Origin of the sequence: Streptomyces sp. TRM64462, from assembly GCF_013362995.1 — a bacterium.
Classification (GTDB): domain Bacteria; phylum Actinomycetota; class Actinomycetes; order Streptomycetales; family Streptomycetaceae; genus Streptomyces.
Genome location: NZ_JABWDV010000377.1, coordinates 1 through 14,122 on the forward strand (window position 1 = coordinate 1; position 14,122 = coordinate 14,122).

12 protein-coding genes are annotated in these 14,122 nt (G+C 73.9%); 2 read left to right on the forward strand and 10 right to left on the reverse strand.

What is annotated here, in order from left to right; all coding sequences use genetic code 11:
• Positions 1–246: 246 nt before the first annotated feature.
• Genes HTZ82_RS21350 through HTZ82_RS21370 form a run of 5 tightly spaced genes read right to left on the reverse strand, consistent with a single transcriptional unit; the run spans position 247 to position 6,018 of the window.
• Complete coding sequence (locus tag HTZ82_RS21350) at positions 247–1,485, reverse strand: styrene monooxygenase/indole monooxygenase family protein (protein ID WP_175411055.1); 1,239 nt, start codon at positions 1,483–1,485, stop codon at positions 247–249.
• Positions 1,486–1,513: 28 nt separating this feature from the next.
• On the reverse strand, positions 1,514–2,137 hold the full coding sequence (locus HTZ82_RS21355) for an ATP/GTP-binding protein (protein WP_175411056.1): 624 nt from the start codon (positions 2,135–2,137) through the stop codon (positions 1,514–1,516).
• Positions 2,118–2,588 carry a DUF742 domain-containing protein gene (locus HTZ82_RS21360; RefSeq protein ID WP_175411057.1) on the reverse strand — a complete coding sequence of 157 codons (471 nt, stop codon included), beginning with the start codon at positions 2,586–2,588 and terminating at the stop codon, positions 2,118–2,120. Before HTZ82_RS21360 ends, HTZ82_RS21355 begins: the two co-directional genes overlap by 20 nt.
• Positions 2,585–3,097: a roadblock/LC7 domain-containing protein gene (locus HTZ82_RS21365; RefSeq protein ID WP_175411058.1), complete on the reverse strand. Its 513-nt coding sequence runs from the start codon at positions 3,095–3,097 to the stop codon at positions 2,585–2,587. Before HTZ82_RS21365 ends, HTZ82_RS21360 begins: the two co-directional genes overlap by 4 nt.
• Positions 3,094–6,018, reverse strand: coding sequence for a nitrate- and nitrite sensing domain-containing protein (locus HTZ82_RS21370; protein WP_309235605.1), 2,925 nt, complete (start codon positions 6,016–6,018; stop codon positions 3,094–3,096). Before HTZ82_RS21370 ends, HTZ82_RS21365 begins: the two co-directional genes overlap by 4 nt.
• Positions 6,019–6,402: 384 nt before the next feature.
• On the opposite strand from HTZ82_RS21370, the gene HTZ82_RS21375 reads away from it, so the two are divergent.
• Positions 6,403–7,185, forward strand: coding sequence for a protein phosphatase 2C domain-containing protein (locus tag HTZ82_RS21375; RefSeq protein WP_175411059.1), 783 nt, complete (start codon positions 6,403–6,405; stop codon positions 7,183–7,185).
• Here HTZ82_RS21375 and HTZ82_RS21380 read toward each other — a convergent pair.
• From HTZ82_RS21380 to HTZ82_RS21400, 5 genes are all read right to left on the reverse strand, one after another.
• Positions 7,170–7,676: a MarR family winged helix-turn-helix transcriptional regulator gene (locus HTZ82_RS21380; RefSeq protein WP_175411060.1), complete on the reverse strand. Its 507-nt coding sequence runs from the start codon at positions 7,674–7,676 to the stop codon at positions 7,170–7,172. The two genes, HTZ82_RS21375 and HTZ82_RS21380, sit on opposite strands and share 16 nt — an antisense overlap.
• Positions 7,677–7,760: 84 nt before the next feature.
• Positions 7,761–8,132 carry a cupin domain-containing protein gene (locus tag HTZ82_RS21385; protein WP_175411061.1) on the reverse strand — a complete coding sequence of 124 codons (372 nt, stop codon included), beginning with the start codon at positions 8,130–8,132 and terminating at the stop codon, positions 7,761–7,763.
• Positions 8,133–8,507: 375 nt separating this feature from the next.
• Complete coding sequence (locus tag HTZ82_RS32430; RefSeq protein WP_175411062.1) at positions 8,508–9,677, reverse strand: histidine kinase; 1,170 nt, start codon at positions 9,675–9,677, stop codon at positions 8,508–8,510.
• 4 nt (positions 9,678–9,681) lie between these two features.
• Positions 9,682–10,392 (reverse strand): response regulator transcription factor, encoded by a 711-nt coding sequence (locus HTZ82_RS21395; RefSeq protein WP_254712019.1) that lies wholly within the window; start codon positions 10,390–10,392, stop codon positions 9,682–9,684.
• A gap of 129 nt (positions 10,393–10,521) precedes the next feature.
• A complete protein-coding gene (locus tag HTZ82_RS21400) occupies positions 10,522–13,440 on the reverse strand; it encodes a M4 family metallopeptidase (RefSeq protein ID WP_309235606.1) in 2,919 nt (972 codons plus the stop codon).
• Positions 13,441–13,591: 151 nt separating this feature from the next.
• Here HTZ82_RS21400 and HTZ82_RS32780 point away from each other — a divergent pair.
• The coding region (locus HTZ82_RS32780; protein WP_302852255.1) for a helix-turn-helix domain-containing protein at positions 13,592–14,122 on the forward strand (531 nt) is incomplete at its 3' end.

The window sequence follows — 14,122 nt, forward strand, 5'->3', positions numbered from 1 at the left end:
GACACCACTTGAGCGGTGGGGACGGGCGGGCGGGAACGGAGCTCCCGCCCCAGGGGCCACCCCCGGGCCTGGGCGGCGGGGCGACACCACTACCCGCGGGGTACGCCACCACGGACACCACTTGAGCGGTGGGGGCGGGCGGGAACGGAGCTCCCGCCCCAGGGGACGCCCCCCCTGCCTGGGCGGCGGGGCGACACCACTACCCGCGGGGTACGCCACCACGGTGACCGCCCGCGCCCCGGAGGGCTACGTCGTCGGGGTGTTCGCGTTCAGGTAGGCGGCCGTCTTCTCCGGGTCGTAGAAGAAGTTCTCGAAGTCGGAGGGGTCGTTGAAGCCGTTCGCGAAGCGGTTCGCCACCGCCGGGATGCGGCCGGCCGCGCCGATCAGGTTCAGGACGTGCTCCGGGGGGACGCCGAGCATGGCGTTGGTCCACTTGGTGACGTGCTGGGCGGTGTCCCAGTAGCGGTCGAAGGCGGCCCGCATCCACTCCTCGTCGAACGGGCGGTCCCCGTGTTCGATGATCGAGGCGAGGTACGACGCCGCGCACTTGGCCGCCGAGTTGGAGCCCTGGCCGGTGATCGGGTCGTTCGCGACGACCACGTCCGCGACGCCCAGGGCGAGGCCCCCGCCGGGGAGGCGGCCGACGGGGTTGCGGACCGTGGGCGCGTAGCGGCCGGCGAGGGTGCCGCCCGCGTCGGTCAGCTCGACCTTCGTGGCGCGCGCGTACTCCCACGGCGTGAAGCGCTCCATCAGCTCCAGCGTGAGGGCCAGGTGCTCGGCCGGGTCCTTGACGCCCTGGAAGACGTCGAGAGGCCCGCCGGGGACGCCCTCCCAGAAGAGGATGTCCGCGCGGCCGCTCGTCGTGAGGGTCGGCATGACGAACAGCTCGCCCACGCCGGGGACCAGGTTGCAGCGGACCGCGTCCTGGTCCGGGTGCTCGGGGCGCGGACCGAGACCGTGCACGTACGCCACGGCCAGCGCGCGCTGTGGCTCGCGGTACGGGGAGCGGGCGGCGTCCCGCTCGAACAGCGACACCAGCTCGCCCTTGCCTGCGGCGACCAGGACCAGGTCGTACGCCCGCGAGAAGTAGTCCAGGTCGGAGACGGCCGCGCCGTGCACGACGAGTCGGCCGCCGCGCTGCGCGAAGGTGTCCATCCAGCCGGCCATCTTGACCCGCTGGTCCACGGACTGGGCGTAGCCGTCGAGCCGGCCGAGCCAGTCGATCGCCCTGCCCCCGTCGGGTGCGGCGACGGACACGCCGAGGCCCTCGATCCGGGGTGCCTGCGGCTCCCAGAAGTTGATGCCGAGGTCGCGTTCGTGCTGGAGCGCCGTGTCGAACATGCACTGCGTGGACATGACGCGCCCGTAGCGGATCTCGTCGGCCGTGCGGTTCGACATCAGCGTGATCTCGTACCCCTGGGCCTGGAGTCCGAGGGCGAGCTGGAGCCCGGACTGTCCGGCGCCGACGATGAGTATGTTCCGCATCGCTGTTCCTTAGGCCTGTGGAAGGTGGTTACTCGGGCGTCTTTTCCAGCGCGTGCGCGACCAGCGTGAGCAGCGTCTCGACGACGCCGATGCGGTCGCGGGCGTCCATGACCAGGACCGGCACGTCGGGTGGCACGGTGAGCGCCTCCCGTACGTCGTCGGCCTCGAACCGCTCGGTGCCGTCGAAGTGGTTGACCGCCACGACGTACGGCAGGCCGCAGCTCTCGAAGTAGTCGAGGGCCGGGAAGCAGTCCGTGAGCCGCCGCGTGTCGGCCAGGACGACCGCGCCGACCGCGCCGCGCACGAGGTCGTCCCACATGAACCAGAAGCGCGGCTGCCCGGGCGTACCGAACACGTACAGCACCAGGTCGTCGTCGAGCGTGATCCGCCCGAAGTCCATGGCGACGGTGGTGGTCAGCTTGTCGGGTGTCGCGGACAGGTCGTCGGTCCCGGCGCTCGCCCGGGTCATCAGCGCCTCGGTGCGCAGCGGGGTGATCTCGGAGACGGCTCCGACGAAGGTCGTCTTGCCGACGCCGAAGCCGCCCGCGACGACGATCTTCGTGGCGATGGGGGCGCGGGTGCGGTCGAGCTGCCAGGGCCGCAGGTCCTCGTCCCGGTCCAGTACGGAGGCGTCAGAGACGGCGGAGTCCACTCAGCACCCTTTCCAGCAGCGCTCGGTCGGGCTGGCCGGTGCCGTGCCCGGTCCCGTACACACGGAGCTTCCCCTGGTCGGCGAGGTCGCTGATGAGGACGCGTACGACGCCCAGGGGGATGCGCAGCAGTGCGGAGATCTCGGCGACCGTACGCATCCGGCGGCACACCTCGACGATGGCCCGCGTCTCGGGCATGAGCCGCGCCACGCCACCGCGCGCGGCGTGCGGCGCCTGCTCCTGTGCCTGTGCCTGCTGCTCCTTGCGGGTGTCGGTGCCGCCCGCGGTGCCGGCTTCGAGCGCGGCCACGAACGTCTCGACGAGCAGCACGTGCCCGAAACGGGTACGGCCACCGGTCAGCGAGTACGGGCGGACGCGCGCGGGGCGGCGGCCCTCACCGCGTACGGGGAGTTTGGGCGCGGGGACCGCGGCGGACGCGGAGCACGAGGTCACCGGCCGCCCTCCCGCTCCACGGACTGCCGCAGCTCGCTGCGGAGTTCGGGCGTCAGGACGTGTCCGGCGCGGCCCACGAACAGGGCCATGTGGTAGGCGACGACGCCCATGTCGCAGTCGGGTGCGGCGTGCACACCGAGGAGCGAGCCGTCGCTGATCGACATGACGAAGACGCTGCCTTCCTCCATGGCGACCATCGTCTGCTTGACCCCGCCGCCGTCCATGAGCCGGGCGGCGCCGACGGTGAGGCTGGCGATGCCGGAGACGATGGTCGCGAGGTCCGCGCTGGAGCCGCGCGGGCCGCGGGGGCGCTCGGCCGCCGCGGCGGCGGCCGACGCACGGGCCGCTTCGGGGTCGGAGGACAGCAGCAGCAGGCCGTCCGACGAGACGACGGCGACCGACCGGACCCCTGGCACCTCCTCCACGAGATTGCTCAGCAGCCAGTGCAGATTGCGTGCCTCGCTGCTCAGTCCGTGGGTGCCGGTGCCGGCGCCGGTCGTCGCACTCAACTGCGTGCCTCCTCGACTGTGTCCCCCGTTTCTGGTGTGTCTTCCGTTTCTGGTGCGGCTTCTTCCGCCCCGACGTCCGCGCCGACTTCGGCCTCGGCGTCGCGGCGGCCTTCCTTGGCGCCCTGCTGGAAGCCGCCGAGCCGGCGGCGGAGCTCCTCGGCGTCGATGCCGCCGGTGCGCTCGGTGCGCGGCGCGGCGGACTCGACGACCTGCGGGGTCCGCTTGGGCAGGCCCTTGTCGGTGACGCGCTCCCACTTGGGCGCCGGGTCGGCGTCCACGCGCTCGTGCGCGTCCGGCTCGGGGGCGGGCTGCGGGAGGCGGACCTGCAGGGTGGTCTCGTGGGTCTCCCCTGCGGAATCGTTCATGTCGACGACGGCGGCGGCGGTACGGGACGGCTCGTCGTCCTCGACGTCGGTACGCGCGGTGTCGGGCGCGTCTGCCACGGGTGCCTCACCGGGGACCTGGTCCGCGTCGGCGGGTTCGGGCGCGTCAGCCGCCTCCGCCACCGGCTCGGCACCGCGCTCACGCGCCGGCAGCGTGTTGGAGTTGGCCTCCGCCACGGACCCGGGGAACGTCAGCGTCGGCGCCGCCCCGGAGGCGAGGGCCACGGACGGGGGCCCGGCCGTCGGCGGAGCCTCGGGCAGCAGGGCCCCGGGCAGGACGACCACGGCCGCCGTACCGCCCTGCTTCTCCTCGCGCAGCTCCACGCGCACCCCGTGGCGGGCCGCCAGCAGCGCGGCCACGCGCAGGCCCAGGCCCTCGGCCTCCTCGTCCGCCACGGCCCCGGGCTCCGTGGCCGGGTCCGCGAGGCGGGCGTTCAGCTCGGCCCTGCGCGCCGGGGTGATGCCGATGCCCTTGTCCTGGACGGACAGCATCACGTCGCCGCTCTCCAGGAGCCAGCCGGAGAGCTGGACCTGCGCGTCCGGCGGCGAGAACGACGTGGCGTTCTCCAGCAGCTCGGCCACCAGGTGACTCAGGTCGTCAGCAGCGGACCCCGCGACGTACGCGTGCGGCGGCAGCGACTGGATGGCGACGCGCTCGTACCGCTCGATCTCGCTCACCGCGGCGCGCAGCACGTCGACGAGCGGCACGGGCTCCTGGTGGGCGTGGCGGTGCTCGTGGCCGGCGAGGATCAGCAGGTTCTCGCTGTACCGGCGCATGACGGTGGCCATGTGGTCGATCTTGAAGAGCGTGTCGAGCTGCTCCGGGTCCTGCTCCCGCTCCTCCAGGGTCTCGATGATCGCGAGCTGCCGCTCGACGAGGACGAGGGCCCGCAGGGACAGGTTCACGAAGCTGTGGTCGACGGTGTGCCTGAGCCGCTCCAGCTCGGCCGTCAGCCGCGCGGTGTCGGCGCGGAGTTCGGCGTGCCGGGCGGCCGGCTCGGCGGCAGGCTCAGCGGCCGACTCGGCGGGCGGCTCTGCGGTCGGCTCGGCGGCGACGGCCTTCCGCTCGTCGTCCAACCCCGCGCGCTCGCCGTCGGGCTTCCCGGCGCGCGACGAGAGGGTGAGCAGCTTGCCGTGGAGGGTGTTGAGGGACCGTACGACCTGGGCGAACTCGTCGTTGCGGCCGGTGAAGCGCACCGGCTCCTCGCTCTCCGGTGCCGCGGCGACGCGGGCCGCGCCGAGGCGCAGCACGGCGAGGGGGCGGGTGAGCGTACGGGCGACGGCGGTGGAGACGGCGATGGCGATGATCAGGCAGCCGCCGAGCAGGGCGATGCGCAGTTCGAGCGCCGTCACGTCGTCGTCGCGGAGCTGCTCCATGCGGGCGATCTGGCCGGTGGCGAGCGTCGACTCGACGCCGCGCATCTGCTCGACGCGTGCGGTCAGGGCCGCCGCGAGCTTCTCGGGGTCGGTCCCGCGCTCGCTCTTCGACAGTTCGGGCTTGTCGGCGAGCTTGTCGAGGTAGTCCTCGGCGGCGGTGACCTCGGGGCCGGTGACGGTGGCCGCGAGGGAGTCGCGGGCGGGGTCGCCGGCGGTCTGCTCGAAGTCCGCGAGGGCGACCTGTTCGCGGACGCGGGCGAGGTGCGCGGCGGCGCTGAGGCCGTCGCGGGTGGCGGCGGCGGTCCGGCTCGCCGGGTCCTCGCGGGTCACGTAGCGGCCGGTGGCCGGGTCGTACTCGGTACGGGCGGGCTTGTCGGCGCCGGGCACGGCGAGGGCGGCGAGGAGGAGACCGCGGGTCGCGGAGGCGCGTTCGACGGCCTGGCCGAGTTCGGCGGGGCCGCGGCCGGTGCCGGCGGCGCGGGCGGGCGTCCGGTCCGCGAGCTCGCCGGCGACGGCCTGGAGCTTGCCGATGACCTCGGTGTACGCGCGGTGGGCCTCCATGGCGGTGCCGTTGCCGGTGACGGCGGCGCGCCGGAGCGCGGGGACGCCGGCGAGGGCGCGGCGCACATCGTCGGGGGCCTCGGTGCGGATCTCCGCGATCTGGCGGTCGACGCGGGCGGTGTGGGTGCCGGGGAGGCCGGGCTTCGCGGCGTCCGCCGCCTGCTGCCCCTCGCCGTCCTGGCTGCCGTCCTGGCCGTTCTCGCTGCCGTCCTGGCCGTTCTCGCTGCCGTCCTGGCCGTTCTCGCTGCCGTCCTGACCGTCCTGGCCGTCCTGCGCGTCGCCGGTGCCGTCCTCGGCGCCCTGCTCCGTACCGTTCTCGGGCGCGGCGCTGTTCCGGCCCGCCGCGATGTACGCGGTGACCTCGTCGCGCTCGTCGGCGAGGGAGTGGGCGAGCGTGACGGCCTGGCGGTTCAGCTCGGCGAGGGTGACGAGGCGCTGCGCCTCGGTCAGATCGGCGGATGTGGTGAGCAGACCGGGGGCACCGGCGCCGATGACGGTGATGCCGACGAGTGCGACACCGGCCACGAGCCGGTTCCGTACCCGTACGCCGCGGCCGCCCGGAACCAGGGGATCGCCGGGAGTGTCACTGCGCTTCTGCACCGGTGCTCACATTCTTGAACTCGTTCGCCCATGAAGCAGAGGTGACGACCGGTCACACAAGAGCCCCCACCCCTGGCACGGCTTCCGACCATTCCAGCCCTTTTGGGAAGGGAGCACGCATCGGCCACTCCGCCACCCGAACGAGTGAACAACACTCCTGAGTTGGCGAACAACTCGGCCCCCTCGCGCGCGGGGTGCTCGCGCGGGCCCCGGGTTGGACCTTCCGCGCGGGCTTTGGCAGGATGCCCGCCCGCATCTCGCCGGAGGCCCGCGACGGGCCCCGCCGCGGCCGTTCCGCGCCTTTCGGCGCCTCCGTGACCTGCTGGTACAGGCCATTCCCCGAGTGTTGTGCATGCCGTGAAGGACTCATGCAGACTGCGTCGCATGCATATGGAAACCGCTTCACTCGCCGGCGCGCCGGAACGCCCCAACGAGGACTGGGCCGCCACGGCGGTTCCCGCGTCCGGCGTGGGTGGCGCACTGGTGCTGCTGGACGGTGTGACGCCGCCGTCGGGCGACGACGGTTGTGTGCACTCGGTGCCCTGGTTCACCGCACGCCTCGGTGGCGCCCTGACCGAACTGTCCGCTTCGCGCGCCGACCTGACGCTGACGGAGATCCTCGCGGAGGCAATCCGGCGCACCGCGGAGACCCACGCCCAAACATGTGACCTTTCTCACGTCCGTACGCCGCAGGCGACGGTGGTCCTGGCGCGCTGGGACGCGGAGTCGGTGGAGCATCTGGTGCTGTCCGACTCGGCGCTGCTGCTGGAGTCGCCGGACGGCGCGGTACGGGCGGTGCTGGACGACCGGCTCGACCGGATCCCGCGCGAGGTGCTGCGCTCGCACGCGGCGACGGACCGGCTGCGGAACGCGGAGGGCGGGTTCTTCACGGCGGCCGCGGATCCGGGCGTGGCCGTGCGGGCGGTGACCGGCGTGACGCCGCGCCGGGAGGTACGGGCGGTGGCGGCGCTCACGGACGGGGCCTCGCGCTGGGTGGAGCTGTTCGGCGAGGGCGACTGGGCGGACTGCTTCGGGGTGCTGCGCAAGGAGGGCGCCCGGGGCCTGCTGGCCCGGGTGCGGGCGCTGGAGACGGACGGCACGGAGACGGGCGGCGCGCTGCGGTGGAAGCGGCACGACGACGCGACGGCGGTCTACGCGGAGCTCTGAGGCGGGCCCGGGCGTTCGGCGCGGGTGTTGAGCTGGTGCAGCAGCCGGGCCAGTTCGGCGACCTCGGCGCGGTCCCAGTCGGCGAGCTCGCGGACGTAGCGGGCGCGGCGGGCGTCCCGTACGCGCCGGAACCGGGCGCGGCCCTCGTCGGTGAGCCGTACGAGGGAGGCGCGGCCGTCGGCGGGGTCGGGTTCGCGGGTGATCAGCCCGAGGTCGTCCAGGGCGCGCAACTGGCGGCTCATCGTGCCCTTGCCGACGCCGAAGTACCCGGCGAGCGCGGTGGCCCGCTCGGCGCCGGCCTCGTCGAGCCGGACGAGCAGCCCGTACGCGGCGGGTTCGAGTTCGGGGTGGACCTCGCGGGCCATCTCGCCGGACGAGGCCCGGGCGCGGCGCAGGAAGACCGCCAGTTCGCGTTCGAGGGCGAGGAACTCCTGGTCGGCACCGTGCGCACCGGCGGCTTCCGGTCCGTTCCCCGTACCGCTTCCGTACACTCCGCACCCCTCGCGCCCTGAACGTCCCCGCGGCGGGTGTTCCCGCAGCTCGGACAGTATTTCGCAGGGTGGTGTGCCGTGCGGTCAGCCGCCCGCCGGCTTGGCGTAGTCGCCGAAGCCCGCCCAGTCGAGCATGACGCACGGCTCGTCGCCGATCACCCAGGCGTCGTGCCCGGGGGCGATGGACATGAAGTCGCCGGGCCCCGCCTCAGCGGTCTCGCCGTCGTCCATGACGATCTTCATCCGGCCGCTCAGGCAGTACCCGACGTGTGCCGCCTGGCAGCTCTCGGTGCCCGCGAGGGGCTTGATGTGCTTGGACCACTGCCAGCCCGGTTCGAAGACAGCCCGGCCGACCGGCCCGTGATCGGTGTGGAGCAGGTCGAGCCTGCCCTTGCCCTCTTCGAACGGACGGGTCTCGTCAGCGGTGTCGAAGGTCTTGTGGACGATCCCGGCCATGATGCTTCCTCCTGGAGGACGGCGTGGCCCCGAGTCCACTTCCAGGCTACGACGCGGTCCGGGCCCCCGCGGTCCGGGCCCCCGCGGTCCGGGCGCTGTCCGGGCGGCGGCCCGGGGCGTGTGTTCCGGCGCGCCGCTGCCCCGGTGCGCCGGAACACTTCCTGCCGGTGCGCCCGCTCCTGGGAGCGGGTCCCGTTCCACGGCCCGTACGGCCGTGGAAGTTCCCCCTCGGGGCCCGGTGAGGCTGGTCAGGTCTCGCCGTGGCCCGGCTGGCCCATGGTGCCGGGCGGCGAGGCACGGCCGGTACCACCGGTCGGCCCCCTCCGGTCGGCGGGGCGGGACCGGGGCGGGACCGCAGCAGGACCGGGGGCGGGATCAGAGGGGCAGTTCGGCGCGTACGACGAAGCCGCCGTCCGGGGTCGGGTGGGCGTCCAGGCTGCCGCCGAGCAGTTCGGCGCGCTCCCGGAGGCCGGTGAGGCCGTGGCCGCCGCCGACGGGGAGCTCGTCCGACCACGCCCCCGTGCCGCCGCCCCGCTGACCGCCGGGCGGGCCCGCGTCGGGGCCTTCCTGCGGCGGCGGGGTGTTGCCGACCTCCACGGTCAGGGTCTTCTGCTCGTCCGACGGGGCCACGCGCACCGCGACACGGGCGCCGGGCGCGTGTTTCCGTACGTTGTTGAGGGCTTCCTGGACGATGCGGAACACGGCCGACTCGACCGCCGGCGTCCAGGTGGCGTTCTCCGGCTCGGTCAGGTCGACCGTGACGTCCAGCATGCTGTCCGCGGTGAGCTCGCGGAGGTTGACGAGGCGCGGGCGGCCCGCTGCGGCGGCCGCCTCCGTGTCGGAGCCGCGCAGCACGCCGACCATGTCCCGCAGCTCCTCCAGCGCCTGGACGCTGTGCCTGCGGATGCTCTCGGCGGTCTCGCGCCTCCACGCGTCGGCCGTCTCGACGGTGCGCAGGGCGCCCGACTGCACGGCGATGATCCCGACGTGGTGCGAGACCGTGTCGTGCATCTCGCGGGCGAGCCTGGCCCGTTCCCGGGCCACGGCACGCTCGGCCTCCAGGTACCGCTCACGCGCCTGGGTCGCCGTGAGGTCCGCGATGCGGGCGCGCAGTTCGGCGCGGGTCGCCGCCAGCAGGCCGAGCGCGGTGGGGCCGACACTGAGGAGCCCGGCGGCCTCGACGGAGGTGAGGATCTCCTCGCGCGTCATGGTCGCGAGGTCGGTCACCGGCCACGGGCACACGGCCGCGAGGAACAGCAGGGCGCAGCCGACGCCGGTCCGGGTACGGGACCTGCCCTTGGCGACCTCGTACATCGCGATCATCTGCGGCAGCCACAGATGGCCCAGGAGGATGGACGGCAGCGTCGCGCACAGCGTCACGACCGGCAGCCTCCGCCGCAGGGGCAGCGCCAGCAGGGCGACGGCGCAGACGGCGAGCGTAGGGGTGCTGAAGGCGTCGGCGACCGTCAGCAGTTCGGCGACGGCCAGCACCATGACGGCCCGCTCGGCGGTGAAGCGTCCCGCCCGGCCGCGGCCCCTTCTCACCGTTTCACCGCACGAGCCGCAGCTGGTGCGCGCGGACCGCGGCCTGGACCCTGTTGGTCACGCCCAGCTTGCCGAGCAGGGTGCTGACGTGGTCCTTGACCGTGGTCGTGCCGATGAACAGCCGCTGGGCGATCTCGGTGTTCGACAGGCCTTCGGCGAGCAGGGCCAGGACTTCGCGCTCGCGGACGGTGAGGTCGTCGATGTGGACCTCGCGCCCGTACGCGGCCGGCTGCTGTTCCGGAGGCGCGTGCCGTTCGTCACCCTCCGCCGCCGGTCCCGTACTCTCCGCGCGTAGATAGCCGTCCACGACGGTCCGGGTCACCTTCGGCGATATGACGCTGCCGCCGGCCGCCAGCTCCTGGATCACGTACTCCAGCAGTTCCGGCGCCGTGTCCTTCAGCAGGAACCCCGCCGCGCCGCCGCGCAGGGCCGCCGACAGGTGCTCGTCCGCGTCGAACGTGGTGAGCATCGCGACCGCCGGCGGCTCGGGCAGGGCCCGCAGATCGGCCAGGACGCTGAGCCCGTCGCGGTCCGGCATCCGTACGTCGAGGAGGACCACGTCGGGCCGGTGCAGCCGCGCCTCACGCACCGCCGTGGAACCCGTACACACCGCCACGGCCCGTGCGCCGTCGAATCCGTCGACGATCCGCCGGAGCCCCTCTCGGATCAGGACCTCGTCATCGACGATCATCACGTGCACTGCTGAACGGTTCATACGGCCGGACCCCACTCAGGCGTTCTGGAGCGCCCTCAGCATAGGCGCTGCACGAGGCCGCCCCGGACGGGCGAGGACCCCCGGCCCACGGGGGCCGGGGGTCCTCAGATGCGGTGCAACCGGGCCTTATCAGCCGCAGTTGCCCGCCGGGCGGTGGCGGGTGACGACGTTCGTCCAGCCGGTCGTACCGTCGAGCCACACCACCTGGGTGCCGGAGACGGCCGCGGGCGACGACTGCTCACCGCGGTTGCAGGACAGCCGCTGCACGCGGGCGCCGTCCGTGCTGAGCTGCCAGACCTTCGGCAGGCTCGCGTTGCTGAACGCGGGGCTGTCGCTCACCGGGACCGCGCCGACGGTGACGGCGGTCTCGGACACGGTCAGGTCCGTGGCGACGAGGGCGCCGGGCTTGTACTCGCTGCTGATCGCGTACGTGCCGTGCCCGTCGTCGGGCCCGGCGGGGCCGGCGGGGTCGGCTCCGGCGCGGTGGATGCCGACCTGGCCGTCGTCCTCGATGTTCTCGTCGCTGAGCCAGAAGACGTGCCGGCTATTGAGGCCGGTGCCGCCGATGCCCTGGGGCTCGCCGAGCTGCTCGACGAGGCGGCTGCGGCCGGTGCTCAGGTCGCGGACCTCGATGCCGAGCCGGTAGGCGCCGGAGTCGTCGGCGTACACCTTGCCGTACGCGATCCTGCCGTGCGCGAGCGCGGGCAGCCCGGTCGTGACGTCGTCGCGGCCCGCGTCCACGTACGTGGGTGTGGGGTCGCCCTGCCGGAAGTAGCCGACGCGGCGGTTGCCCGCCGAGAAGTCGACGAGGTCGAACGCGGTCACGCCGCCGTCGACGCGCAGGGCCATGATGTCGCCGTCGGTGGACAGCAGCTTCTTGATGGGGCCGCCCGCGACCGGCCGCGACAGCACGTCGATGCCCTCGGGGCCGTACGCCGCCCACACCACGGTCCTGCCGTCGGTGGCCGACAGCACGTGGTAGCGGCCGTCGTTGGGGCTGACGATGCGGGGCGCCCCCTTGCCGTCGGCGCGGCCCGCGTACACGGAGTACGGCTCCGAGCCGTCGTCGTTCGACAGGGACGTGGTCCACCAGCCGCCGCCCGCCTGGACGCCGACGCCCTCCGTGTTCACCTTCCGCAGCAGCGTGTCGGAGTCCACGCCCAGGGCCTTCTCCCAGCCCGGGACGATGCCGTGGGCGTCGAACGACCGCTTCGCCGCCCTGAGCTGCCGGGCGTTCACGCCCAGGTCCTTGGCGGCGGCGACGACCGCGGCGCGGCCCTCGGTGAAGCCGTCGAGCGGGGTCAGGTACTCGGTGAGCGCCTTGTAGGCGATCCGGTCGGCCAGTACGGGGCCGAGGTCCTGGCGCAGGTCCCACAGGGCGCCCGAGAAGATGGTCGAGTTGAGGTGGACGCCGCCGTTGTCGGTGCCGAACGTGACACCGAGGAAGTCCTTGCTCGTCGTGGCGCCGTCGTCCAGGTCGCGGAACGCGCAGTCACGGGGCTTCGCCGCGTCGCGGCACAGGTCCTCGCCGATGAGACCGGCGTCCGGGTCGTCCATCGCCGTGCCGGAGCTGTCCACGTCGATGGCGTTGCCGAAGTAGTCCGCGAAGGCCTCGTTGAGGGCGCCGGACTGGCCCGCGTACACGAGGTTCGCGGTGTTCTCGACGACGCCGTGGGTCATCTCGTGGCCCACGACGTCGAGGTCGGCGGAGAGCGGCTTGTACGTGTCGTCGCCGGAGCCGTACACCATCTTGGTGCCGTCCCAGAACGCGTTGACGTACGGTCCGCCGAAGTCCGTGACGCCGACGAGTGAGTTGACGGTGGAGCCGCGGCCGTCGAGGCCGTCACGGCCGTGCCGCTCCTTGTAGTAGTCGTACACCTCGCCGGCCGCCCAGTGCGCGTCGACGGCGCCGGAGTCGGTGGCCTCCTTGCCGAACGCGGCCGTGGGCGAGGCGAACTCCTTCAGGTCGCCGGGCCAGGTGCCGGCGACGTCGTAGACGTCGCGGCCGCGCGCGTCCCAGGTGGTGAGGGTGTTCTTGGTGCCGGCCGCCATGCGGGCGTGGTCGGCGAGGACGTACGGGCCGTCGGCGGCGGGGCGGTGGACGTTCAGGGGGACCGTGGTGCCGTCGAGGCGGACGCCGCTGCCGGTGGCGGGGGTGCCGGGGGTGCCGGGGGTGGTGGCGCGGGAGCCGGGCGCCTTCGTGGCGGAGCCCGTGCCGGTGCCGGTGCGGGTCCCGGGGGTCTTCGGCGGCGTGAGGGTCTTGATGCCGCTGTACTGGAGCACCGGGTAGCCCGCCCGCGCGTCCACGTACACGTGCTGGAGGACGGTGGCGCCGGTCGCCGGGTGGGTGCCGCGCACGGTCACGTGGTACGCGAGGACGCCCTCGCCGCGCGGGATCACCACGAGGCCGTTCGCGCTGCCGCGCAGGCTCGGGCCGTCCGCGCGGCCCGCGTCCCCGGCCCGCCCGGCGGCGGGCTTGGTGAGGCGGTGGCCGCCGAGCCGGGTGAGCGTCGCGGAGACGGCACGCCGTACGGCGGTCTCCTCGGCGACGGCCGGCTTCGTGCCCGCGGTGAGGCCCGTGAAGTACTTGCCGGACGTGCCGGTGACGGCCCGCTTCCCCGACCCGGTCTCCATCCGCACGACGTACTGCCCGCCGAGCACGGGAACGCCCCGGTGCTCCTGCTGGAACCGTACGGTCTCGTCCCGGCCCTGCTTCAGGGTCTGCACGGGGACGAGATCACGCCGTGGTTCGGCGATCTTGTAGCGGTCCTCCTTGGCGGCGAGATGGCCGCGGGCGGCGTCCGCCGGGGCGGCCTTCGCGTCCACCGGTTCGCGGATGCCGTCCACGAGCGCGGGTGTGTCGGTCCGCGGCAGCGGGATGACGTCGGCCGTCGGCGGGGCCGCCGTGGCCGCCCCCGGGGCCGCCGTAGCCGCCTGCGGGGCGGCCGCTTGCGCCGGCAGCGCCGTGATCAGGAGTCCTGCCGCGGCGATGAGCGCCGCTCCCCCGGTCGCGGTCGCCCCCGTCCGTATGCCTCGTGCGTGTCGCACAGTCCGTACCCTCCTACGTGCTTGGTCAGAGCCGTTCGGGTGGTCGGGGCCATGCAAGCGGTGGCGGGTGAAGTGGGCAATGAGCCAGATGTGTTGAGAAGTGGGGACGCACACTTGTGTGCCCCGTGAAGGCGCGGTGAGAATCCGACGCATGATCCAGGGGGAATTGCCCCCACTTGGCCTGGGGGAGGCCGAGGAGCGGGCGTATGAGGCATTGCTGCTGGAACGGGCCGGGCGGATGGAGGAGTTGGTACGGCTCCTGGGGCTCCCGAGGGAGCGGGTGCACACGGCGCTTGACCGGCTCGTGGAGCACGGGTTCGCGCGGCCCGCCGACCCGGCGGAGGAGGGCGGGCTGCCGCATCCGGCGGCGCCGGCTGCCGCGCTGCGGACGCTGATCCACCGGCGGCAGGCGGAACTGCACCGGCGCTCGGCCGAGTTGGAGCGGTTGCGGCTGACGGCCGAGCGGCTCACGGCCGCCGCCGCACCGCGGGCGGCCGGGGCCGTGGGCGTGGCGGGTGTGGAGGCGGTGACGGGGCGGCGGGCGATCGGGGAACGGGCGGGGCGGCTGCTGGCGGGCGCCGGGCGCGAGGTCCTGGTCATGGACCGGGCGCCGTACGCGGGCCTGGACCCGGGGCCCCTGGACCGCGGGGGCGTGGAGGCCCTGCTGGCGCGGGGCGTGGCG

Bases quoted from the DNA above. Each gene is read 5' to 3' on its own strand.
- HTZ82_RS21395 (WP_254712019.1), bottom strand. From the start codon at position 10,392: ATGAACCGTTCAGCAGTGCACGTGATGATCGTCGATGACGAGGTCCTG.
- HTZ82_RS21350 (WP_175411055.1), bottom strand. From the start codon at position 1,485: ATGCGGAACATACTCATCGTCGGCGCCGGACAGTCCGGGCTCCAGCTC.
- HTZ82_RS21385 (WP_175411061.1), bottom strand. From the start codon at position 8,132: ATGGCCGGGATCGTCCACAAGACCTTCGACACCGCTGACGAGACCCGT.
- HTZ82_RS21375 (WP_175411059.1), top strand. From the start codon at position 6,403: ATGCATATGGAAACCGCTTCACTCGCCGGCGCGCCGGAACGCCCCAAC.